Genomic DNA, 21,552 nt, shown 5'->3' with positions numbered 1-21,552 from the left:
CAGTGAAATGCCCCAAGTTTCCTGGGCGGCCGACCGCCTCGCGCGCCCGCCGACTTCAGAGACCGGCCATGGACTTGTCCAGTACTCCGCCGAGCGCACCGTAGACACTGCAACGAACCGAGTGCCCGGCTCTGCGAGGCCCGAACGCCACCACGAACGACAGCGCGAAGAGTCCGCCCAAGACCATCGCCACGGACGGGTCGTAGACGAAGGCCGAGATGCACGCGACGCCTGTCCAGACGAGGGTCGGCAGGAGCGAGCCACGCAGCACCATCCAGAGCCGGACGCGCTCGGGCACGGACGGCAGCACGCGTTGGCGCCACACCTCGATGTGGTTCCTGGTCACACAATGCTCAGGTCTCATGTACTTCTGCCACTCCTGCCACCCCATGTTGCAGGGACAGGGCAGTAGTCACCTTCCTTGCCGAGAATGATCAGCTGTGGTTCCACGCTCAGGAGCAGCGGAGGGTACTCGCGCTCCGGCAGCAACGCAGCGAACGCATCAATCACGCCGCCGTCATCCGGATCATCCAGTGGCCCGCTGGTCCGTTCCTGCATGCTCTCCAGAGACAATTTCTCGCTCGCAGTTTCCAGTCGGCGAAACAGGGCGGGTACGTTCCGCAAGAGAAGCTGAGCACCCGAAGGCAGGGCGACTGTTGCGGGTCCGCACGGAGCGTGAAGCCCAAGGAGGTCCCTCGCGGGGCGGCCCGTGGGGGTTCAAAGACGGGTTCTCATCAGCTTGTTCTTTATGGCCTGGCCTGGTCACGTTCGGCGATGGTCTCGGGTCGCCTGGTCGTTTTGCCCACGTCGTAGCGGGTGGCTGGGTGCCGGTTCTTCGAGCCGAGCGGCCTGCCGGGGCCGGGTCTGGTGGGTTTCGGTGCACGGGCCGGGCAGGGCAAATTCGGGCGGAGGTTCCTGAACCCCCGTCGAACCCGGGCGGGGGTGAGCCGGTCGGGTTCGACAGGACGTTCCCAGGGGCGTCGGAGATCCGCGGTCAGCGGTCGCACCAGGCGGAGTTGGGTGTGGGCGGCGACGACCAGCCAGGTCCACCGGTCAGCTGCCTGGGGTGTGCGGAGCTTCGGTCGAGTCCAGCCGAGGGTCTGCTTGATCATTCGGAAGGTGTGTTCCAGGTCGAATCTGCGCAAGAACGCCTGCCAGCGCAGGTCGACGTCCTCACCGGTCAGGCCGGTGGCCGACGACCACAGCCAGATCGGGAGTGGTTCGTGGCCGCCGGGTAGCCGGTCGACCTGAAGGCGGATCAATGTGCCCTCGATGATGGGAAGTTCGCCGCTGTGGTTGATCCATGCAGAGCGGGTGGTCAGCCGCGGATGGATGCGGTCCCAGGTCATCACTCGAGCGGTGCCATAGCGGTCGGTGCCCTGCACCGTCTCCGCGTCGGGCTCGCCCCATGTGTCGGGCTTGGCGAAGCGGAGTTCCTTGCCGTGCTTCGGTGGGCGGCCGCCGCCGGGATTGGCCAGGTTGAACTCCGCGTGGGAGGGCGCCGGGCGACGCATCACGCGGTCCGTTCGCATCCGGCCGAGCACCTCGACGGGGAGTCCGGCCAGGAGGTAGGCCATGCGAGGGGCGTCGTAACCGGCGTCGAAGACGATCAGGATGTCCCGGTCGCCAGCGTTCCAGCGCCCCGCTTCGATGAGGTCCTCGACGACGCGGCGGACCTGGGCGGCGGTGACCTTGGCGACGTCGTCGGCCGGCCCCAGCCGCAGCGCGTCCAGAATCTGGCACCACGAGGTCCGGCCCGCCTCCAGCGCGGCGACGAACGAATAGGGCCAGCCGGGCACGAACTGGTCCGAGGACCGGCCGCTGCGGCCGTAGACGTGACAGAACAGCCGGTCCGCAATGGTCGGTGCGTCCGGCCGCAGCCAGTGGGTGACGTCCACCGCCAGGACCAGACGCCCGTCGGCCGCCTCGGGCTGCGGCAGCCCAGCCAACACCTGCCGCAGCTGCGGCACATTCACGGTCCCGCTGTTCAAGGCTTCGTACATCGCGCCTGCCCGCGCGCCGGTGCTCGGCCGTCAGCGTGAGATCCACCGGCGTCTTCACCGGCCCGTCCGAGCACAGCAATGCGTCGGTCAGCTCGAACAACGTATCTCCACGCACGGTTAGGCAGTGGAAGAAGTCGTCCCGGAAGCATGACGCCACCATGAACGAATCCCGCTGAATACCAGGTTGCAGCAGACTATTCCCCCACGGCTTTCGTACTGGTCAAGTGCCTCTGTAACGGATTACAGGATCAGACGAAGGCCGTGTTCACGTCCCTGGAATCCTCATACGAGCGCTCGCGTTTGGGGCGTTGTTCGAGGCCAGACCCCGGCTTGAAACTCTCCGTTCAGCAGTGGACCGACCTGACATGATCTCAGGATGACTTCGTCGATATCCGAGTCCTGGACCCGTATCGAGACGTGGCTTGCCCGCCACGCGCCCCGCACGTTCGCGGCCCTTGAGCCGCCGGCAGAACGCTCGGACATCGCGGCAGCCGAAAAGATCATCGGCCAGCCGTTTCCCGAGCCTCTGGTGGAGTCGCTGCTTCGCCACAACGGCACAGGCGATGACGACCTGCTGCCCCCGTTCTGGAAACTGCTCAATGTGCAGATCATCGCCAGGGACTGGCAACTGGGCATGAGGATCTACCGCGATGAACTGGAGGGGGCTGAGGAAGGCGACCCCGACGGAGACTTCGGGCCCTGGTGGCACTCCCATTGGATTCCCTTCGCCGCCGACGGTGGTGGCGACACCCTCATCATCGATCAGCGCCCACATCACCGCCGCGGAAGGATTGGGGAGGCCGACCACGAGCAGGGAACCCGCTTCGGCGCTTACCCTATGTGGTCGTCACTGCCAGCTCTCTTGGACGCCACGGCCAAGGCCCTGGAAACCGGTAGAGCCGTGGATGGCTACCTGCCCGTCGCGGTCGACGAGACCGAACTGGACTGGGAGATCCTCTGAGAATCAGAAATGATCCTCAGACCATAGAGGTCAAGCTAAAGGGGCCGCGACGTCGTCGCAGTCCAGAGTCGAGGGGGACCATGACCAGACGTTGGTGCACACCACTCGGCATCAATCTCCTATTGGGCATCCCAGCCCTCGTGCCCATGCTGATGCTCTGGTTTCTGCTATCGAACTGGCCGCTCGCCGACATGGGGCTGACGACGAGAATCCCGAACAACGAGCATGACGACAGTCCGAATGCGGCACTTCTCTTCTTCGGCCCCATGATCGCTGCGAGCACCGTCCTCTGGTGGATCGCCAACCGGCCCCTCGCCCGCCGAACCCAACTCACCGCACCCCGCTACTGGCTCATCTCCCTCACGGGCACTCTCATCCCAACCGCCGCCGCCATCACAGTTTGGCCATAAAGTATCCGCCGCTGTTCTCAGCAGTCATCTGCAGAGCCAGGTGGGGTTAAAAGACAAGCTGAGCTCACACTTGTTCTTGGTAGATCCTGATTTGCTGGGGATGGGAGCGGCGGATGCTTGTCCAGAATTCTTGGCGGCCAAGGCCGTCGGCCCAGCGGTCGAGTTCGTCGTCCGTGTCGTGGAAGAACCAGGACTCGAAGTGCCCCAGGTCCCGAAGCTGAGGGACGGGCTAGTATCGAAGTTCGCAGTGGAGCTGGATGTAATGATCATGTTCGCCGGAAGCGTCGTTGATCTCGAACTGCCGGGCAAGGTCCAGCGTGAAGACGGGCGGTCCCTCGAAGGGGTGAGTCCCGTACTGGAAGAGAAGGCCATCAGCGTCCGGCGCGTCCGCGGTGTCGAATCGCTGGGAGCCGAAGCGTACGAACCTGAGCCATACCTCGTCCAAGTCCAGGTCGGTCAGGGGCTGCTGTCCACGGCTCAGCTCATGCTGAAGCTGCTCCTCGGCCCGGTCTATGGGCGGTCTCCTCGACATACCTGTCCTTCACGGTCTCGACGGAATCGACATGTTCGGGCGCGACATCCAGTTCAGGACAGCGAGCCAGGACGTCATTCAACGCGGCGCGCTCGTCTTCTCTCAAGATTGAGGGGTGACGGGTGAGCCAGGGGACGCACCCGCCAGCTCAGCGAGCACCACACCGGCCCGTCCCGCTCTCCATGACTCTTGCAACGTCGACGCTCTCCCACGGCAGCTCACGTTCGGGAATCTCGTGGAACCTACGGCATGAGTCACCACAGTTCACCGTTACAGGTCGTGCCAGGGACGTGGTGCGGTGTCTGCGGTGAGCGGGGTCCATACGGCGGCTGCGGGGCCGTCTGTTCCAGGTCTTCCAGGACGGCGGCGCCGAGGGGGACGTGGCGGACGAGGTGGGCGACGGCGGGGTGGACCGGAGGGGCCGGTCCGTGACGCCCTCCCCACCGGCGTGGCGGCGCTCCGTCTGCCGCCGGGTGGTGGCAAGGCTCGCGCGGGCGGTGCGAGCGCACTCCCTCAGCAGCCCGCGCCTACGTCGGCCGGATGATCGCGGACTGGGGTGTGCCCGAGGCCGTCCGCACGGACCTGCAGCAGATCGCAAGTGAGCTGACCACCAACGCGGTGACACACGCCCACATCGCCCACCGGCGCCAGCCGCCGCACCTTGGCCAACCGGAACCCTTGCTGCCGCCAGCGCCGTGAGCATCGCTCTCGACGAAGGCACCGGCTACCTCCTTCCCGACGACCTGGAGCCAGTCACCGCCCCAGAGCTGTGGGTCGCGCTCCTGCCCGGCCTGGACCCCACCGCCATGGGCTGGCGACAGCGCGCGACTTCCACCTCGAGCCCGCCCACGCCGGCGACCTGTACGACCGCAACGGCAACATCGGCCCCACCATCTGGGCCGACGGCCGCATCATCGGCGCCTGGACCCAGCACCGCAGCGGCCGCATCAACACCCACCTGCTCACCGACCCCGGCTCGGACGGCCGCCGCGGCGTGGACGCCCGCGCCGAAGCACCGGACGACACCCACCCGAAGATCATTGCGGGACGGCTCTCAGGCAAGGAACGACAACTGCCCGCGCTTGTCCACATGGATGGCCCGGTCAAACCACTTCACACGCTGCACGCCGTCAGTACAGCTCGTCGAGATGTCCTGGCAGAAGTAGCCGGTGCCTTTACCGGGTTCCGCCGTGAAGACTTTCGGCAGCCGGTCGCACCGCGGATCCATCGGCGCCAGAGGGCCTTCTGTCGTCCCGTTCTTCCCCTGCTCCCAGGCAAACAGGTCGTAGACCGACTGGGCGGTGTGCACGGTTTTGAGCGGCCGGGCCGTGTAGACGAAATCCTGGCTGAATACGCCGGCGCTGCCCGATGTCATCCCCTTGCTGGTGACCAGCCACGGTACGGTCACGCCCTCGAAGATCACGGTGCAGCGGACCGTCTCGCCGCGTGGCTGCACGACCTCGCCCTCGCACTCACCGGCGTCGGTCTTGCCGATGACGCCTGCCATGTCCAGCGTCTCCTGCCGCAGATGGTTGAGTACCTTCTCGACGGGCTTCGCCTTGAGATCCGGCGAGGGGAGCGCTTTCTCCAACGCGGAATCGGCGATACCGGGGTGCCGTTGGCTCGGCTCGATTTCCACCGGCCGCTTCTCGCCCTTGGCCGACGAGAGCTTCGGCTTGGCGTCGCAGCCGCTTGGCTCGTTGGCGCAGCCGCCAGCGAGGGCGGTCACGGCTACCACGGCAGGAATCATGAGACGCCTCATCTCCCTGTCCTATCCGCTCGCGCCGGATGTCACACCCGCCACGGGAGGGGGGAGGAGGGGTTCCCCGCAGGCCCCGGGGCCTGATACCCCTTCGACGATCCTGTTCCGGGCGGGTTGGGATCGAAGCCTCTCTCGCTGTAGAGGACCGTGATGCTGTGTTCTCGCAGTTCTGTGACGCCGAAGGCGATGGGTGGCATACGCGGCATCGCAGGGCATCGCTACGGTCGGGATGTTCTTGCCGATGCCCTCGGCGGCGACGATGACGATGAACGACGGTGTGATGCCCTGCGCCCAGCAGTTGATCGTGTTGAAGGTGGCGGGCACACAGAGGCTGACGTCAGCATTGAGCACACGTCCGGCTCGCCCGGCAGCTTGTGCGCCTTGAGCGTGGCTGGCTGCAGACCGGACGGCCGCATCGCGATGGCCTTGCCGTCGACCTGGATCACCAGCGTCGTGGGAGCGGTCGACGGCGCCGGGACGCGACGGGCGTAGAAGCCGTCGATGTCAACGGCCGCGCAGGCGACCAGGTGTTCGGCCTGACGTTTGCGCAGGACCTTCCCGCACCGCAGCTCGATCGCCTCCTTGGCCTGGTCGTAGGAACCGCGCACCGCCTCGGCAACCGCGCGGCGGCGCAGGCCGTGCGAGTGCAGCCCGGCGGGTAGCGACAGGTCCGCATCCAGGGGGCGGACGCTGGTCATCGACCTGCCCCGCCACGCGGTCCGCGTCACGGTCACGGTGCCGAACGAGCACGCAGGCCAGACGCCTGCAATGGCCCACCTCGCGATGCGGGCGAACCAGTCCGTCCGCACCCCGGACCGCCGGGCGGCCGGCGCGTTCCCCCTGCTCGCGCTCGGCCCGCTCCCGCAGGTCGAGATGGGCCTGGAGCAGCAGCCGCAGCAGTTCGCGGCCCCGCGCCTCGATCGGGTCCTCCAGATCGTGGCGGGCTAGCGCGGCCGAGGCGGGGTCGGCCAACTCCTCGGTCAGGCGGTCGAAGGCCCTTGCGGCGGCGGCGAACGGATCGATGGCAGACAAGGCGTCGTAGGGTTCTACCGCGGCTCTTCTTTCTTGGGTGCTTCGGTCTGGCTGGTTACCTCCGAAGCTAGAGAGAAGAGGCTTTATCGTTCCGGGAGTTCACCGGTTCCACACCGTCGCCGGGGTGGGCCACGCCGCCCGCGCGACGTGAGCCGCAGCGCCTACGTCGCCGATGTCGTCGCTGTACTCGAACAGCTCGGTCTGCACCAGCCCGTCCTGATAGGCCAGTCCCTGGGCGGCCACACCGCCCTGCTCACCGCCGCCGCGCACCCTCACCTCGTGTGCGCACTCGTCCTGGTCGAAGTCGGCCCCGGCGGCCCCAATCCGAACGTGCAGGCCGACATCGGCGGATGGCTCGACGCATGGCCGACACCGTTCCCCACCCGGGAGGCCGCGGTGGCATTCCTCGGCGGCGGCACGGTAGGCGAGGGCTGGGCCGGCGGGCTCGAGGAGCGCGGCGATGGCTGGTGGGCCCGCTTCGACCGGGACGTCATGGTCGCCTCACTAGCCGAGAATGCCCGGCGCTCCTTCTGGGACCAGTGGCAGAAAATCGCGTGCCCGGTCCTGGCCGTCCTGGGGCGGTCCGGCATCATCCCTCCACCGGAGGCCGAAGCCATGCTGCAGCAGCACCCCGGGGCAACAGCCGCGTGCATCCCCGGCGCAGGCCACGACCTGCACCTCGAACACCCCCTTGCCTTGCGGTACCTGATACAGAACTTCGTCGACGAACTCCCCTCACACCACATCCGTGGGCGGCCCTGACCAGCGGGCAGGCAGCGGGCGCCGCATAGCCGCGTTCGCGTGATCACCCGACAAAGGCGGTGCGGAGAATGTCGGGTGATCGGGGCAGAGGCCATCGCACGATGGGGGCATGGATGACACGACTTTGGTATCCCGTTTTCTCCGCGACGGCTTCGTGAAGTTGGAGGGCGCTGTCGCGCCACGCGTGGCCGCGCACTGCGCGCGGCTGCTGTGGCGGGAGACGGGCTGCGACCCAAACGACCCGTCGACGTGGACGCAGCCCGTGCACTGGGTGCCCGGCATGGGGCAGGGGCCGTTCGCCGCCGCACCCAACTCCCCGGCTCTGCACCACGCGTACGACCTGCTCGTTGGCGAGGGGCGCTGGGAGCCGCGTTACTCGCTGGGCACGTTCCCGCTGCGCTTCCCGCACGAACAGGAGCCGGGCGACGCGGGATGGCACATCGAGGGGAGCTATCTGCCGGAAGGCGAGAGCTGGTACTTCACCAATCTGCGTTCCCAGGGCCGGGCGCTGCTGATGCTGTTCCTGTTCAGCGAGGTCGGTGAACAGGACGCCCCGACCCGGATCCGGGTCGGCTCGCACCTCGACGTGCCGAAGGTGCTGGAGAAGTACGGAGAGGACGGGGCGAGCGGGCTGACCCTCGCCCCCGATCTGGTGGCGGCGTCCGACCACCGGCCACTCGCCCTTGCCACCGGGTCCCCGGGCGACGTCTTCCTGTGCCATCCCTTCCTGGTACACGCGGCACAGTCACACCACGGAGTGCGGCCGCGCTTTATGGCGCAGCCGCCGCTGCTGCCGGCCACACCCTACGCACTGGAACGCGCCGACGGCGCGTACTCACCCGTGGAGATCGCGATCCGCCGAGGTCTGGGACAGGACACCCCCGGTCCGGACGGAGACGGCACAAGCCACAGCGCCGGATAGCTGCGCTCCACGACCATCACCGGGCAAGGCGGTGGTGAAAAAGGGGGAGGAGAACGGGCATGTTGGAGCGGCTGAACCAGGCCATGGAACACATCGAGCGCCAGCTGGACCAGATCATCAACGTAGCCGAGTTGGCACGCACCGCGGCCACTTCGGAGCACCACCTGCGCCGGATGTTCTCCGCGCTCGCGGGCATGCCGCTGCCGGAGTACATCCGACGCCGCCGACTCACCCTCGCCGGCGCCGAAGTACTCGCGGGGCACGCCACGCTGCTGGAGATCGCCGTGCGTTATGGCTATGGCTCCGGCGAGGCATTCGCGCGGGCGTTCCGTGCCATGCACGGCATCGGACCGGGCGAGGCCCGGCGTACCGGCGCCGCACTCACCTCCCAGTCCCGGATGTCCTTCCGTCTCACCATCGAGGGGAGCAGCAGTCTGCGATACCGCGTGGTGGACAAGCCGGACTTCACCCTCGTCGGACTCAAGACCCAGATACCGCTGGTGCATGCGGGACCGAACCAGGCGATCATGGACTTTGTCCGTGGGATCGATCCGCAGACCCTGGAGCGCCTGGAGAAGGTGTCGGACCAGGAGCCGCACGGCATCGTCGCGGTCTGCGACGGCGTGGACCCCAGCCGCGCCGAAAGCACTGTCCTCGACTACTACCACGGCGTGATCACCTCCTCGGCCGCCCTTGAGGGCACGACCACGGTGGCCGTCCCGGCCGGCACCTGGGCGGTCTTCACTGCCTCCGGACCGGCACCACAGACCATCCAGGGCCTCCCGTGGCATTTCGCTGGCGTGGGGTAGCCGGTCGTGGTGAGGTTCGGCCAGTCGAGGAGAGGAACGTCTTTCATGCGTGCTCGGAACATAGGCGCGTCAGCCGCCACGGCGTTGGCGCTGGTGGCCGCCCGCGACCTCGTGCAGAAGAAGCACGCACTGCTGAGGAACTTCCCCGTGCTGGGGCACGCCAGGTACTTGCTGGAGAAGATCGGCCCCGAGCTGCGGCAGTACGTCGTGACGTCCAACGACGAGGAACGGCCCTTCAGCCGTGACCAGCGCAGCTGGATCTACGCGTCGGCGAAGGAGGAGAACAACTACTTCGGGTTCGGCACCGACGACGACGTCGAGCATGAGCAGGGTCACGCCTACGTGAAGCACCGCACGTTCGCCGGTCGGCTGCCCGATCTGCGCGACGCGCAGGCGCCGTTGCCCTCGGCAAAGGTGCTCGGCGGACCACGAGGCCGCGCGAGGGCGTTCCGTCCGGCGAGTGTCGTCAACATCTCGGCGATGAGCTTCGGCTCGCTGTCCGGCGCGGCCGTCACGGCACTCAACAAGGGTGCGGCGCTGGCCGGGACGATGCACAATACCGGCGAGGGCGGCCTGTCGCCTTACCACCTCAACGGTGGGGAACTCGTCCTCCAGATCGGTACGTCGTACTTCGGCTGCCGCAACGAGGACGGGACGTTCAACCTGGACAAGCTCAAGTCCGTGGTCGCGAGCGGGCCCGTGAAGGCGATCGAGATCAAGCTCTCGCAGGGTGCGAAGCCGGGGCTCGGCGGCATGCTGCCGGGTGCGAAGGTGACCGACGAGATCGCCGGGATCCGCGACATCGCTGCGGGCAAGGACTGCGCGTCGCCGTCGCGGCACACCGCGTTCCACGACGTGGACTCGATGCTTGACTTCGTGGAACTGCTCGCCACGGAGACCGGATTGCCCGTCGGGATCAAGAGCGCCATCGGGGAGATGGGCTTCTGGGAGGACCTCGCCACCCTGATGGAGCGAGGTGATCGAGGGGTCGACTTCGTGACCGTCGACGGAGGCGAGGGCGGCACCGGGGCTGCTCCCCTGATCTTCGCCGACTCGGTGTCCCTGCCGTTCCGCATGGGCTTCTCCCGCGTCTACAGCGTGTTCGCCGAGCGCGGGCTGACCGACGACATCACCTTCATCGGCTCCGGCAAGCTCGGCCTGCCCGAGAACGCCGTCGTCGCGTTCGCCCTCGGCGTCGACATGGTCAACGTGGGCCGTGAGGCGATGCTGTCCATCGGCTGCATCCAGGCGCAGAAGTGCCACACCGACGCATGCCCCACCGGCATCGCCACCCAGAATCCGTGGCTGACGCGCGGCATCGACGCACCCTCGAAGGCCGTCCGGGCCGCGGGCTACCTGCGCACCCTGCGCAGGGAGTTGCTGAGGGTCTCGGGCGCCGTCGGCGTCGCCCATCCCTCGCTCATCACCCCCACCGACATCGACATCCTCAACGGCGACTACGACGCCCGCAGCCTGGCGAGCGTCTACGGCTACAAGGACGACTGGGGCTCGCTCGGCCCCAAGCTCGCCGATGAGATCACCGAGCTGCTCACGGCCTGAGCACGTCCTTGCCCCCTCGTCGGGTAGGCGGAGATACGACTGCGGCCTGATCAGCATGCGACGTCACGAGTTTGCGCAGTCCTGTCCGGGGCGGTCCTCGGGGCGGGACGCTGCGCGCGAGGCGTGACAGCGGCCCGGGCAGCGCGGCCCGAACGGGGGTCGGGCCGCGCCGCGCGGGCGGGTCAGAGCGCCGAGTCGAGGTGCCCGAGGTGCCCGATGAGGTTCATGTTCTCGGCGTAGTCCACCGGGCAGTTGATGATCGACACGCCCGGGTCCGCCAGTGCCTCACGGAGCGTGGGCAGCAGGTCCCCGGCGGACTCGATGTGGTAGCCCTTCGCGCCGAAGCTGCGGGCGTACTGGACGATGTCCGGGTTGCCGAAGTCGGTGTTGGAGTTCTCCCCGACCTCCAGGTCCATTTTCCACTTGATGAGCCCGTAGCCGTTGTCCTGCCAGATCAGCACGGTCAGCGGGATGTTCTCGCGGACAGCCGTCTCGATCTCCTGGGAGTGCATGAGGAACGAGCCGTCGCCGACCGCCGCCAGCACCTTCGTCTGCGGCCTGGCGAGCTGGACCGCGAGCGCGCCGGGCAGCGAGAAGCCCATGGTGGACAAGCCGTTGGAGATGAGGCAGGTGTTCGGCGCGTACGTCGGGTAGAGCCGGGCCATCCACATCTTCAGCGCGCCGGTGTCGACCAGCACGATGTCGTCGCGACCGAGCGCGGCGCGGGTGTCGGCGATGACGCGCTGCGGGGCGAGCGGGTAGCGCTCGTCCGCGGCGCCCTGCTCGAGTTCCTTGGCCAGCAGCGCGCGGGTGGCCGTGGTGTCCTTGTCGTCGATGGTCCACCGCAGGCCGTCGAGTGCGGTGGCGAGGGCGTCGAGGGAGGCGGCGATGTCGCCGATGATGCCGACGTCGACCGAGTAGCTGTCGTCCACCTCCGCCGGGAAGCGGTGGATGTGGATGATCTTCTTGTCGCCGTCCGGGTTGATCCGGGACGGGTCGAACTCCTGCAGCTCGTAGCCGACGGCGATGATGACGTCGGCCTCCTCGAACCCGAAGTTGGTGTAGTCGCGCCGCATGAAGCCGAACGTGCCGGTTGCGCAGGGGTGGTCGTCAGGCAGGACGCCCTTGCCGTGGAAGGTGGTCGCCGTCGACACGTCGAGTGCGGTGGCGAACGCCGTCAGCGACTCCTCGGCGCCGCCGCGCGCCGCGCCGTGTCCGGCGAGGATCACCGGCCGGCGGGCCTCCCGCAGCAGCTCCACCGCCCGCTTGATCTGCTTGGGGGACGGCGCCTCGGGCTGCACGATGTCCCTGCGCAGCGGGCGCAGGTCCGAGCCGTCCGTCGCCTCGTCGACGTCCTCGGGCACGGCGAGGTAGACGGCGCCGGGCCGTTCGGACTCCGCGGTCTTGAACGCGCGCCGCACCATCTCTGGGATGGCCTGGGTGGCCGGGACGTCCGCCGACCACTTCGTGACCGGGGCGAACATGCTCACCAGGTCCACGAACTGGTGGGACTCCTTGTAGTTGCGCTCCTTGCCAACCTGCGCGGTGATCGCGACGACAGGCGTGCTGTTCGTCATAGCGTCGGCGACGCCCAGCATCAGGTTGATCGCGCCGGGCCCCAGCGTCGCGGACATCACGCCCGCCGAGCCGGTGAGCCGGCCGTGCATCTCCGCCATGAAGGACGCGGCCTGCTCGTGCCGGGTGAGGACGTAGCGGATCTTCTCCGAGCGGGCGAGGGCGTTGGTGAAACGGATGTTTTCCTCGCCGGGCACGCCGAACACCACCTCGACGCCCTCGTTCTCCAGGCAGCGCACCAGGAGTTCGGCCGCTCCGTCGGGGGTCTGCTTCCGGTGCTCGGCGTCGTTCACGCTGATCGTGTCCTCTCCCGGGTTTCGGCCGCGCCGATGGGCGGACCGGTCAGTCGTCTACCCCGGCCCACCGCTCGGACGCCTGCGGACCGGGTCTTACGAGCCAGACCCTCGGATTCTTGATCGCCGCCCAGCGTTCCTCGTCGTCAGAGACCGCAGCCAGGGTCTGGTGGGTGCTGGACGCCATTCCAGAGCATCGGTGCTGCTCAGGCCACCGGCTGGCCACCCACCGATACGACTTCAGGGTAGGAACGTCAATTCGACGGGCCTGTGCAGGGCACCACGCGCATCGCCGTGCGGGCCTGCCGGATCGGCGGCATCGACATCGAGGCGGGGCAGAGGGTCGTCGCCTTGTTCGCGGCGGCCAACCGCGACCCGGCCGTCTTCGAGTGGCCGGACGACCTGGTGCTCGACCGCTCCCCGAACCGTCACCTCGGCTACGGGTGGGGGCCGCACTCCTGCATCGGGACGACGGTCGCCCAGGCGGGCCTGCGTGCTCTGTTCGCGGCCCTGGCCGGGCACTCCGCCTGCCTGGAGGCCGCGGGCGACGGAGTGCGGCGGCGTACCGCGACCATGCGGGCCTTCGACTCGCTGCCCGCTGTCTTCCTTCCGCCGTTGACCCTTTCGCCCACCTCTTGGAGTCCGCCGTGCGCTTCCTGATCGGCAACCACATCGACCCCTCTATACGGGCGCGCGGCGACATGCGCGCCTGGACCCAGCGCCTGTTCTGGTTCACCCGCCCCGGTGACCTTCTCGTCCTGTGCTGCGCGCCGGATGCGGAGTTCGCCGACTGCCCTGGCTCACACCGGCGTGCGGCGCGAGGACCTGACCGCGCTGGCCGTTCCGCCCGGCGTATGGGGAGAGAAGCTGCTCGATCCCTCCTGCCTGACGACGTGGGCCGGACCCGAGCGACCCCCTGATGCGGCATTTCTGCCTGGCAGCCTCTGAGCTAGGGTCGCTGGTCGCCGCAGTGGTGATGGCATGTGGGTGCGCGAAGCGCAGGACCCTCCCCGCGCGGTTACTGCCCGTCTGCAGCGACCGGCCTCGGCTCGGTGGGTGTTGCTGTTCACCGTTCGCGGATGTGCAGGGGAGAGAGGCCAGAAGGCCCCTCGGCCGCTGTTTGCCTCGCTGGGCTCCCAGGACCTGACGAAGCGCTTCTAGCCCAGCCGGGGCTGTATCAACGTCGAGTCAAACTGCCACTCGACGTTGGCGGGCTAGCCGGTGCGGTACACCCGCCGACCCGCATCAGCGTGTCTCTTGCTCCCGCAGCGCACCACGTGGGTTGCGGTGCCGGTCCTCGGTGTCGAGATCACAGTCGAGACCGGTGCCAACTTGGCCCAGCTCGTCGGCATGTCGCTGCCCGCTCAAGGACGCTGCAAGCCTGTTGCCCTCCGCGCAACCGGGTGCCGAGCTGCTCTGCGAGCGCGGGCAAGGCGCGCCGGTGCCGGTCGTGTTCGGTCCGGTGCGGGGGACTTATCGCGGAACGCGGATGTGATCTTCGCTTACTTGGTTCCAGTGATCTAAATCCCTTCAATGACATGATCAATGAGGCTTATGTCCATGGAATGATCCTTCATGACCTACCGTCACCTGTCGATCGCAGTGACGGCTGAACATCTTATGGGGGACACGATGAAGCTTTCCGTTAACAAAGCATCGGCGCTGGCCGGTATAGCGGCGATGGCCGCCTCCGCCATGCTTGCCACCACGGTTCCGGCGTTCGCCGGCACGGGCCGGCCCGCGCCCACGACGGACGCCGCGGCGTCCATCGTGGAAAACGCCACTGGCACCACCAACCTGACCACCCCGCGTACAGGCAAGGGCAACCTGATCGCGGACGTGGCGGGAACGCGCGTGGAGATGCCCGCCACCAGCTCCGGCAAGATCGCCGTGACTGACCCTGAAGGGACTCGGGTGGCCATCGGCCTGCCGGGTTCGGCTGCCGCGCCGGCAAGCGCCACGGCCAACGGCACGGTGATGTACACCCAGCCCGACGGACCCGTCGACATTGCCGCCCAGGTCGGCCGGGACGGCAGCGCGAGTGCTCTGATCACGCTGAAGGACGCGTCGGCGCCCACCGAGTACCGCTTCCCGCTGGACCTGCCCAGTGGCGCCCACGCCGCGCTCCTGGAAGAAGGAGGCGTCGTGGTGGGCGACAGTGCCGGAGAGATAGTCGGTCTCTTCGACACCCCCTGGGCCAAGGACGCCAACGGCAAGCCGGTGCCCACCACCTACCGGCTTGAGGGGGGCACCCTCATCCAGACCATCCAGACGGACAAGTCCACCGCCTACCCCGTCGTCGCCGACCCCAAGTGGTGGGACAAGACCAAGGAGATCGCAGGCGGCATGGTCAGCGACACCTGGAATTCCATGAAGTGCGGTGCCGCGCTCGCCGCGGCGTTCGCCCCAGGAAAGGCTGCCTTCAAGGTGATCAAGAACGCTGGTGGCGTCAAGAAGGTACTTGCCACCCTCGCCAGCGTGGACACCAAGAAGGGCGCCATGGCCGCACTCGGATCCGGCGGGTCGACGCTGTTCGGGATCAAGTCCATCAAGAAAGCCTGCTATGACGGCCTGAAGTAGACGTCATCTCTTCCCTGATTTCCTGATTTCTTCCCCTGAGGGATTGCTGTGAACACCCAGAACACCAACGCCGCGGGCCGACGGACCGTCCCCTGGCGCGGGGCGGCGATGCTCGCCTTCGGCTACGCCGTCTTCTACATGCCTCTGGCCTACTTCATCGACCACCCGATCAGCCTGCACTGGTTGCTATGGCCTGCTGTGGCAGTGGCCGGCCTGACATTTGCCGCCGACTGGAAGGGCATCGGCGACCGCCCCTGGTTCGTCAGGACGATGTTCCTGCTCATCGTCGTGGTCGCGATCATCGGCGCCGTCCTGTCCTGACATCAGACCGTTTCCTGCGGCAACTCCGCTGCCGAGTGCGCTGGCTCGAAGGACGGACCCGGGGCAGCAGCAACTGTGGCGGGGCCGGGACGCCGCCCCGCCACTCTCGACGCCCGTATCACCACCGAACTCATCGGCTGAAACAACGCTCGCAGGCCTGGGTCCGCCGCGTCGGCCGCGCTCCAGGGGAGCCCTGTGTGGAGCATCCGGCGTGTGCGGGGAGCAGTTTGGCGAACCGGGTGTCCCTCTCTTCAGCTTGAGTCTTAACGTGTTACCGGGCCGTCGTGCCAGCGAAACCAGGCGCGGTCCTGGCCGATCTGGAGCAGAAACTCGGCCACGGCCCCCGACGGCGACGCTAGGGTCAGGACACCCTTCGATGAGGTCATAGACCTCGTCGAACCAGGGCTTGAACTGGCTGGAGGCAGGCTCTGGGAGGAAACGTCCGCGCTGCCAGGGCATATTTGGCTCGTCGATGCCGATCGTGCCGATGAGGGTGCTGGCTTGGCGTTCAAGAGTCGCCACGCGTCGTGATGACCGGTCATCCTGGATCCATGGTTCGGTGCCTGCGGCTTCCCCGGCCGTCCAGGAGTGGCTATGGCCCATACTTTGCCGCCGGATCTCGGGTCGCTGGATTTTCGGTGCTCAGGTGCGGGTGAGTAGGTCGGCGACCCGTGCGATCATTTGGCTCTCCTCACCGTTGCGGGCGGTTGTCGGGTTGTAGGAGAGCACGAAGCGCCGTTGTTGGTCGCGCGTGGAGAACGCGGCGTTCTTATAGCCGTACGTCTCGCCGGTTTTGCCCCAGAGAGTTACACCGTTGACGGTGGCCTGCTGAAGCCCGGTGCTGTAGCGAGCCGCAGAGCCGTCCGGCATGCGCACGTCGTCCGGTGGCAGGGTGAACATCAGCTGGAGTAGTTCCGGCGGGAGCAGTTCGCCGGAGAACAGGGCAGTGAGCATCCGGTCGAGGTCACCCGTGGTGGAGATCATGTCACCCTCGCCTCGAGCGGACGATTGGTCGTATGCGGTGATGTCGCGCAGGCCGCCGTCGGCCATCGCCAGGTATCCACGCACGTGGCGGCCCCGAATACGCAGATCGTTGCCGGGCACGACGGTGTGGGCCAGGCCCAGCGGGCGCAGGATGCGGGCCTTGACCGCCTCTCCGTACGGACGGCCGGTCACCTTGTCGATGATCAGTGCGGCCAGAGCATAGTTAATGCCGCGGTACTCCTGCCCAGCGCCCGGGGCGAACTTCAGCGGCCCGTGTGTCACCGTGGCCACCCACTCTTGCGGCGACCAGTGGTCGAAGCGGTGGCGCAAGACGTCCTGTGCGGATACCGGTTCGGGGATGCCGACGTGATCCGGCAGCCCGCTGGTGTGGTTCAGCAGATGCGCCACGGTGACAGGCGAGAACCGGGCTGGCAGCAGCCCCGGCAGGATGCGCTGTACCGGTGTGTCCAGGCCGACCCGGCCTTCACCTACGAGTTGCAACACCACCGTGGCGACGAACGCCTTGGTGATGCTGCCGATGCGGACCTTGTCATACCCCGTGACCGGCCGCCGCGTCTCGACATCAGCCACACCCGAGACACCACGCCAGTAGCCGGCCGTACCGCCGACTCGCAATTGGGCTGCGGTCGACGGCGGACGCTCCAGATCGTCGATCGCCACCCGCAGCGCGGCGGCATGCAGTGGCGGGAGAGGAGCGGAAGGTGCTGGAGATGCGATGGCCCGGCGCGAGGGTAAAACAGTAGTGGCGGCCAGCGCCGCCGCTCCTGACAGGGCAGCGCCCACAAAAGCCCTTCGTGACATGCGCGTTGGTCTCATGTTCCTCATGCTGCCAGCGCGTATACGACCGGGCATCGGGGACACCCCGGAGCGATCCCTGACTGCACCCTGACCCTTTTCGCACACGAGTGACTCCCTGGCGCATGGCACATTCGATACACGCCCTAACTTGATCTTTCACCTGTGCGGCGTGGTCGTGGGGTAGTTGACGTCCTCAGACGCCTTAAAGGCGCTAACAAAGAGGTTGGACGTGTCGGTGGGTGATCAGGCAGGTGGCGAGGCCGAGGAAGGCCTCGTGGATGTCATCGCGTCGCTCTCAACGGATCCGCAGCCGTCGAAAGCCGTGCAGCCAGGCGATCGTGCGCTTCACCACCCAACGGAAAACGCCCAGGCCAGAGCCGTGTTCGACGCCTCGTTCGGCGATCACCGGACGAATGCCGCGCTGTCAGAGCAGCAGACGGTACCTGTCGTGGCCGTAGGCACGGTCGGCGAGCAGGGCATCGGGTCTGCGCCTGGGGCGGCCGCCCACGCCCGCCACTGCCGTCTTGTCCAGCAGAGGCAGCAACTGCGTAACGTCGTGGCGGCTTCCGCCGGTCAGCGACACCGCGAGCGGGGTGCCCTGGCCGTCGGTGACGATGTGGTGCTTGCTGCCCGGCCGTGCGCGGTCGACCGGGCTGGGACCGCCTTTGGGCCCCGCCGGGCCGCCCGCACATGCGAGGAGTCGATCACCGCCCGGGACCAGTCCAGCTGGTTCTTCGACCTCAGCTTCTCCAGCAGCACCGCGTGCAACTCTTCCCAGACGCCCGCCTCGTTCCAGGCGGCCAGGCGCCGCCAGCAGGTCATTCCCGAGCCGAAGCCCAACTCCTGGGGCAGGTAATCCAATTGGATACCGGTGTGCAGGAAGAAGGGGATCCCGCACAGGGCTTGCCGGTCCGGTACTCGCGGTCTGCCCTCGACCTGCTTCGGAGCGGGCTTGGGCAGTAACGGCTCGATGAGCGACCACAGTTCATCCGACACGATCCAAGGTCGCGACTGACGCTTCCCTATACTCAGACCAACGAGCCGACAAGAAAACAGTCACATGATCAACCGTTTTTGTTAGAGCCAGTAAAGGGTCAGTTTCCCGGACTTCTTGTGCGTCGGCACTACACGATTCACGCTGTGGTTGCGGCCCTCATCCAGCGGGAGAACTCGTGCAGCATCTGGTCGTCGAGAGGCGTGCTGGGTGATGCCCGAAACTGACCACGACCGGCCAACATCGCCGAGGGAACGGCGCGTTTCGGCCGAATGCTCGTACGCAACTCCTGGTGCGGGTGCGAGCTGCTCTGGTCATGAGTGTTGATCGCCGGAGCGTAGGGGGCTGCAGGCAACAGGGCTGGTCTCGTGCTGGTGCCTGGGTACCCGGTGGCTGATGCCAGGTACGCGCAATTTGCCCTATACCTGCGTGAGAGGCGGGAACAGACTCCCAGGCAACAAGCAGGTTAGTGCTGTGGGGGTGGAACGGTCATGAGTAACTTTCCCGAACGCTTTGAGGACGGCTCAGGCACGGTGTTGGAGCTGGAGCCCGCACGGGTCCTGCTCTCGTTGTCCCCGATCGTGAGCACTGCGGCCGGTGGACTGGACTCGGTGCTGGGCAGCGCAGGACTGGAGCGGGAGAGCGGGTCAGCAGATCCGGCTTCCGCCACCGCCCAGGAGGGGTTGCCGACGCCGGTCAACGACACCGATCACCGGCTGTGGACGCACACAGCCACGGGAAGTGCAGTCAGCGATCAGCAGATCGCCACGCTGACCTCGGCTGCCGAGATCGAGTGGGTGGGCCCCGTCTACCGGATCGACGAGGCTGCGGGTCCCGGCAGCCTGGTGGCGCCGCTCCCGCACGTGCTCGTCGTCGCCCCACGCGATGAGGCTGCCGCAACAGTGATCATCGGATGGTTGCGTGAGCGCGGCTGGTGGCTCTCTCCCGAACTCTCCGAGTACCTGGGCGAGATGCAGTACTTCGAAGCGCAGGACACGGGTACTGCCGACGTCTTCCAGATACGCGAGGAACTCCTGGCCGCACACGGTGACATCCTGTCCGGAGCACACTTCGAGATCATGCCGATGGCCGTGCCCCTGTGCATGGAGCCCAACGACCCGCTCTATCCCGGCCAGTGGAACATGACCAAAGTCTTCGCGGGCGGCCCCGGCACCACAGGCTGGGACCTGTCCACCGGAGATGCCGCGGTGACCGTGTGCATCCTGGACTCAGGCGTCGATCAGAATCACCCAGACCTCCAACTGGCGGGACCAGGCGTCGAACTCGCCCGCATGACGGCGCCAGGCAGCCCACGAGGAACACGCGTGGAGGTTCGCGCGCACGGCACGTCTTGCGCGGGGATCACCGCGGCCCGCATCAACAGCGGGGCAGGAGTCGCAGGCATGGCCGGCAAGTGCCGCATCCTGCCGGCGGCCTTCGTGAACTGGACGGATGTTGAAGTAGCCCGCGGTATCCGCTGGGCCGCGGCGAACGGCGCCCAGGTCATCAGCATGAGCTTCGGCTTCCGCGGTAATCAAGACCCGGTTGTCGTTGCTGAGGCCCTTGACTTTGCGGCATCCCAGGACGTGGTGCTGTGCGCGGCCACCGGCAACGAAAATGCCGGGCGGGTCAGCTTCCCGGCGCGCCACCCGCAGGTCATGGCGTGCGGTGCCTCGGACCAGGCAGACGGCCGCAAGAGGCCCTCCAGCCCGGACGGCGAGAACTGGGGGTCCAACTTCGGTCCCGAGGTGTCGGTGGTCGCTCCCGGGGTCCGCATTCCTACCACCGACATCCAGGGAACCGACGGATACAACGCTGGGGGCGACTACTTCAACGCCTTCAACGGCACCTCCTCGGCCACACCGCACGTGGCCGGTCTCGCCGCCCTGGCGCGCAGCATCGCTCCCGGCCTGCCCCGCGCCTCCGTACGGGAGGCCATCGAGCGCAGCGCGGACAAGGTCGGCGACCTGGACTACGCCCAAGAGCCCGGCTTCCCAAACGGCTCCCGCAACCAGCAGATGGGCTACGGGCGAATCAATGCGCTGCGGACACTGCAGGCAATCAAAGGTATGAGGAGCGTCCACGTCTGCGCGGTCAATTCCGCGGGCCGGCTGTGGCACACCATTCGCCGCCCCGACGGATCCTGGCTCCCCTTCGGCGACGTAGAAGGCCAGACCGGCGACATCCAGCACGTCGAAGCTGTCGCAACCACCGGCATCGGCGACGAACTCCACGTCTGCGCGGTCAACTCCGACGGCCGGCTGTGGCACACCATTCGCCGCCCCGACGGATCCTGGCTCCCCTTCGGCGACGTAGAAGGCCAGACCGGTGAGATGGGTGCCCTCACCCGAGTTGCCGCGGCCGGATCGGGCGAGGAACTCCACGTCTGCGCGGTCAACTCCGCAAGCCGTCTATGGCACACGGTTCGATTCGCAGACGGATCCTGGCATCGCCCCTTCGGTGATGTCGAGGGCGTCGCCGGTGAGAAGGGCGACCTGACCTACGTGGCAATCGCCCCGGGACGCTGAGCGCGACCGACCCGAAGGAGGCTGCGGCCTGTCAGGGTGCGCGTCTCTGCCTCATCCCGGGCCCATGGGTCCGGGATGAGGCTGTCCGGCTGATTCGTGTTCAACGGGGTGTCACACCGAGCTGCGTACGCGGCCCTTCTTGTCGGCGGTATCGAGTGAAAGGGGGAGGAGGTCGAGCTTCATCAAGCCTGTGGGCGTGCGGGTGCGGGTGCGGGGTGCCCGCACAGCAGGCGCTCGATCTGCTGGAGCTTGTCGTTGCGGGAGCCGGACACGGTGGCGTGGTGGACGGTTGCGGCTTCCGCGGGGTTCGGCCCGTAGTGTCGGACGAACAGTGCGGCGCAGAGGGGCTGGGCGACGCCGGGAAAGATCCGGGTAGAGGTGGGAGGCTGCCTGCCTTCGGGGGCAGGTCGATGACCCAGCCCTCATCAGCGGTCCGTCGATGCCTCCGGACCCGGTGACACCACCCCCCGGATCATCAACAACAAGGGGGGGAAGTCATGCCGGACCCGAAGGCCGGAGGCCCCATTGCGGAGCCACGAAAAAGGTAACGGGGGGTACCGACCTTCGGCGGGCTTCGGCGTGCTTCCGATGGGGGCCGAACGGCTTCGCCGGACGCTTGGGCAACCCCTGCAAGATCCGAGTGAGTTGCACCGGCCGGGGGCTCGAGGTCGGACCGAAGTACCAGTCGGCGTCGAGAGCGACGAC

At 67.3% G+C, this 21,552-nt stretch carries 17 protein-coding genes and 2 pseudogenes; 11 read left to right on the top strand and 8 right to left on the bottom strand.

The window, feature by feature from the left end; all coding sequences use genetic code 11:
* Nucleotides 1-55 precede the first annotated feature (55 nt).
* Together ACWGIH_RS09125 and ACWGIH_RS09120 are read right to left on the bottom strand one after the other, a co-directional pair.
* Nucleotides 56-346, bottom strand: coding sequence for a hypothetical protein (locus ACWGIH_RS09125; RefSeq protein WP_453448118.1), 291 nt, complete (start codon nucleotides 344-346; stop codon nucleotides 56-58).
* 400 nt (nucleotides 347-746) lie between these two features.
* Nucleotides 747-2,163: pseudogene (locus tag ACWGIH_RS09120) on the bottom strand (NF041680 family putative transposase).
* A gap of 216 nt (nucleotides 2,164-2,379) precedes the next feature.
* On the opposite strand from ACWGIH_RS09120, the gene ACWGIH_RS09115 reads away from it, so the two are divergent.
* Both ACWGIH_RS09115 and ACWGIH_RS09110 read left to right on the top strand, forming a co-directional pair.
* Entirely contained in the window at nucleotides 2,380-2,964 is a 585-nt protein-coding gene (locus ACWGIH_RS09115; RefSeq protein ID WP_453448117.1) for an SMI1/KNR4 family protein, read from the top strand.
* An 80-nt stretch (nucleotides 2,965-3,044) separates the two neighbouring features.
* Entirely contained in the window at nucleotides 3,045-3,374 is a 330-nt protein-coding gene (locus tag ACWGIH_RS09110; protein ID WP_453691619.1) for a hypothetical protein, read from the top strand.
* Nucleotides 3,375-3,603: 229 nt separating this feature from the next.
* Here the strand turns inward: ACWGIH_RS09110 and ACWGIH_RS09105 are convergent, their stop codons facing one another.
* The 3 genes from ACWGIH_RS09105 to ACWGIH_RS09095 all read right to left on the bottom strand — a co-directional run bounded on the left by ACWGIH_RS09105 (nucleotide 3,604) and on the right by ACWGIH_RS09095 (nucleotide 6,366).
* On the bottom strand, nucleotides 3,604-3,906 hold the full coding sequence (locus ACWGIH_RS09105; protein WP_453448115.1) for a hypothetical protein: 303 nt from the start codon (nucleotides 3,904-3,906) through the stop codon (nucleotides 3,604-3,606).
* Nucleotides 3,907-4,960: 1,054 nt separating this feature from the next.
* Nucleotides 4,961-5,635, bottom strand: a complete 675-nt coding sequence (locus ACWGIH_RS09100) for a hypothetical protein (protein ID WP_453448114.1) — start codon at nucleotides 5,633-5,635, stop codon at nucleotides 4,961-4,963.
* Between the two features lie 251 nt (nucleotides 5,636-5,886).
* Nucleotides 5,887-6,366 carry a hypothetical protein gene (locus tag ACWGIH_RS09095; protein ID WP_453691617.1) on the bottom strand — a complete coding sequence of 160 codons (480 nt, stop codon included), beginning with the start codon at nucleotides 6,364-6,366 and terminating at the stop codon, nucleotides 5,887-5,889.
* A gap of 37 nt (nucleotides 6,367-6,403) precedes the next feature.
* On the opposite strand from ACWGIH_RS09095, the gene ACWGIH_RS09090 reads away from it, so the two are divergent.
* From ACWGIH_RS09090 to ACWGIH_RS09070, 5 genes are all read left to right on the top strand, one after another.
* Nucleotides 6,404-6,616 (top strand): hypothetical protein, encoded by a 213-nt coding sequence (locus ACWGIH_RS09090; protein WP_453691615.1) that lies wholly within the window; start codon nucleotides 6,404-6,406, stop codon nucleotides 6,614-6,616.
* Between the two features lie 135 nt (nucleotides 6,617-6,751).
* On the top strand, nucleotides 6,752-7,462 hold the full coding sequence (locus tag ACWGIH_RS09085) for an alpha/beta fold hydrolase (RefSeq protein WP_453452236.1): 711 nt from the start codon (nucleotides 6,752-6,754) through the stop codon (nucleotides 7,460-7,462).
* 109 nt (nucleotides 7,463-7,571) lie between these two features.
* Complete coding sequence (locus ACWGIH_RS09080) at nucleotides 7,572-8,384, top strand: phytanoyl-CoA dioxygenase family protein (protein WP_453452233.1); 813 nt, start codon at nucleotides 7,572-7,574, stop codon at nucleotides 8,382-8,384.
* Nucleotides 8,385-8,443: 59 nt separating this feature from the next.
* Entirely contained in the window at nucleotides 8,444-9,193 is a 750-nt protein-coding gene (locus ACWGIH_RS09075) for an AraC family transcriptional regulator (protein ID WP_453452232.1), read from the top strand.
* A 45-nt stretch (nucleotides 9,194-9,238) separates the two neighbouring features.
* Nucleotides 9,239-10,753: a glutamate synthase-related protein gene (locus ACWGIH_RS09070; RefSeq protein ID WP_453452231.1), complete on the top strand. Its 1,515-nt coding sequence runs from the start codon at nucleotides 9,239-9,241 to the stop codon at nucleotides 10,751-10,753.
* Between the two features lie 182 nt (nucleotides 10,754-10,935).
* On the opposite strand, the gene ACWGIH_RS09065 is transcribed toward ACWGIH_RS09070, so the two are convergent.
* Nucleotides 10,936-12,621, bottom strand: a complete 1,686-nt coding sequence (locus ACWGIH_RS09065; protein WP_453452230.1) for an acetolactate synthase large subunit — start codon at nucleotides 12,619-12,621, stop codon at nucleotides 10,936-10,938.
* Nucleotides 12,622-12,891: 270 nt separating this feature from the next.
* Between ACWGIH_RS09065 and ACWGIH_RS09060 the strand changes: the two genes are divergently transcribed.
* The 3 genes from ACWGIH_RS09060 to ACWGIH_RS09050 all read left to right on the top strand — a co-directional run bounded on the left by ACWGIH_RS09060 (nucleotide 12,892) and on the right by ACWGIH_RS09050 (nucleotide 15,522).
* A complete protein-coding gene (locus ACWGIH_RS09060; protein ID WP_453452229.1) occupies nucleotides 12,892-13,281 on the top strand; it encodes a cytochrome P450 in 390 nt (129 codons plus the stop codon).
* Nucleotides 13,282-14,196: 915 nt separating this feature from the next.
* On the top strand, nucleotides 14,197-15,201 hold the full coding sequence (locus tag ACWGIH_RS09055; protein WP_453510532.1) for a hypothetical protein: 1,005 nt from the start codon (nucleotides 14,197-14,199) through the stop codon (nucleotides 15,199-15,201).
* Nucleotides 15,202-15,249: 48 nt separating this feature from the next.
* Nucleotides 15,250-15,522 carry a hypothetical protein gene (locus ACWGIH_RS09050; protein ID WP_453452227.1) on the top strand — a complete coding sequence of 91 codons (273 nt, stop codon included), beginning with the start codon at nucleotides 15,250-15,252 and terminating at the stop codon, nucleotides 15,520-15,522.
* 642 nt (nucleotides 15,523-16,164) lie between these two features.
* Here the strand turns inward: ACWGIH_RS09050 and ACWGIH_RS09045 are convergent.
* Both ACWGIH_RS09045 and ACWGIH_RS09040 read right to left on the bottom strand, forming a co-directional pair.
* Nucleotides 16,165-17,343, bottom strand: coding sequence for a serine hydrolase domain-containing protein (locus ACWGIH_RS09045; protein ID WP_453452226.1), 1,179 nt, complete (start codon nucleotides 17,341-17,343; stop codon nucleotides 16,165-16,167).
* Nucleotides 17,344-17,536: 193 nt separating this feature from the next.
* A pseudogene (locus ACWGIH_RS09040) lies at nucleotides 17,537-18,351 on the bottom strand (IS5 family transposase).
* A gap of 459 nt (nucleotides 18,352-18,810) precedes the next feature.
* Between ACWGIH_RS09040 and ACWGIH_RS09035 the strand changes: the two are divergent.
* Complete coding sequence (locus ACWGIH_RS09035) at nucleotides 18,811-20,847, top strand: S8 family serine peptidase (RefSeq protein ID WP_453452225.1); 2,037 nt, start codon at nucleotides 18,811-18,813, stop codon at nucleotides 20,845-20,847.
* Nucleotides 20,848-21,552 lie beyond the last annotated feature (705 nt).

The organism is Streptomyces sp. NPDC054872 (assembly GCF_053610705.1).
Note: the sequence above shows the minus strand (reverse complement) of the source record. Positions and strands in the feature narration are given on the sequence as shown.

Coding starts and splice junctions, on each gene's coding strand:
- ACWGIH_RS09115 (WP_453448117.1), top strand. CDS start 2,380: ATGACTTCGTCGATATCCGAGTCCTGGACCCGTATCGAGACGTGGCTT.
- ACWGIH_RS09110 (WP_453691619.1), top strand. CDS start 3,045: ATGACCAGACGTTGGTGCACACCACTCGGCATCAATCTCCTATTGGGC.
- ACWGIH_RS09105 (WP_453448115.1), bottom strand. CDS start 3,906: ATGTCGAGGAGACCGCCCATAGACCGGGCCGAGGAGCAGCTTCAGCAT.
- ACWGIH_RS09095 (WP_453691617.1), bottom strand. CDS start 6,366: ATGACCAGCGTCCGCCCCCTGGATGCGGACCTGTCGCTACCCGCCGGG.
- ACWGIH_RS09080 (WP_453452233.1), top strand. CDS start 7,572: ATGGATGACACGACTTTGGTATCCCGTTTTCTCCGCGACGGCTTCGTG.
- ACWGIH_RS09075 (WP_453452232.1), top strand. CDS start 8,444: ATGTTGGAGCGGCTGAACCAGGCCATGGAACACATCGAGCGCCAGCTG.
- ACWGIH_RS09070 (WP_453452231.1), top strand. CDS start 9,239: ATGCGTGCTCGGAACATAGGCGCGTCAGCCGCCACGGCGTTGGCGCTG.
- ACWGIH_RS09055 (WP_453510532.1), top strand. CDS start 14,197: ATGACCTACCGTCACCTGTCGATCGCAGTGACGGCTGAACATCTTATG.
- ACWGIH_RS09045 (WP_453452226.1), bottom strand. CDS start 17,343: ATGAGACCAACGCGCATGTCACGAAGGGCTTTTGTGGGCGCTGCCCTG.
- ACWGIH_RS09035 (WP_453452225.1), top strand. CDS start 18,811: ATGAGTAACTTTCCCGAACGCTTTGAGGACGGCTCAGGCACGGTGTTG.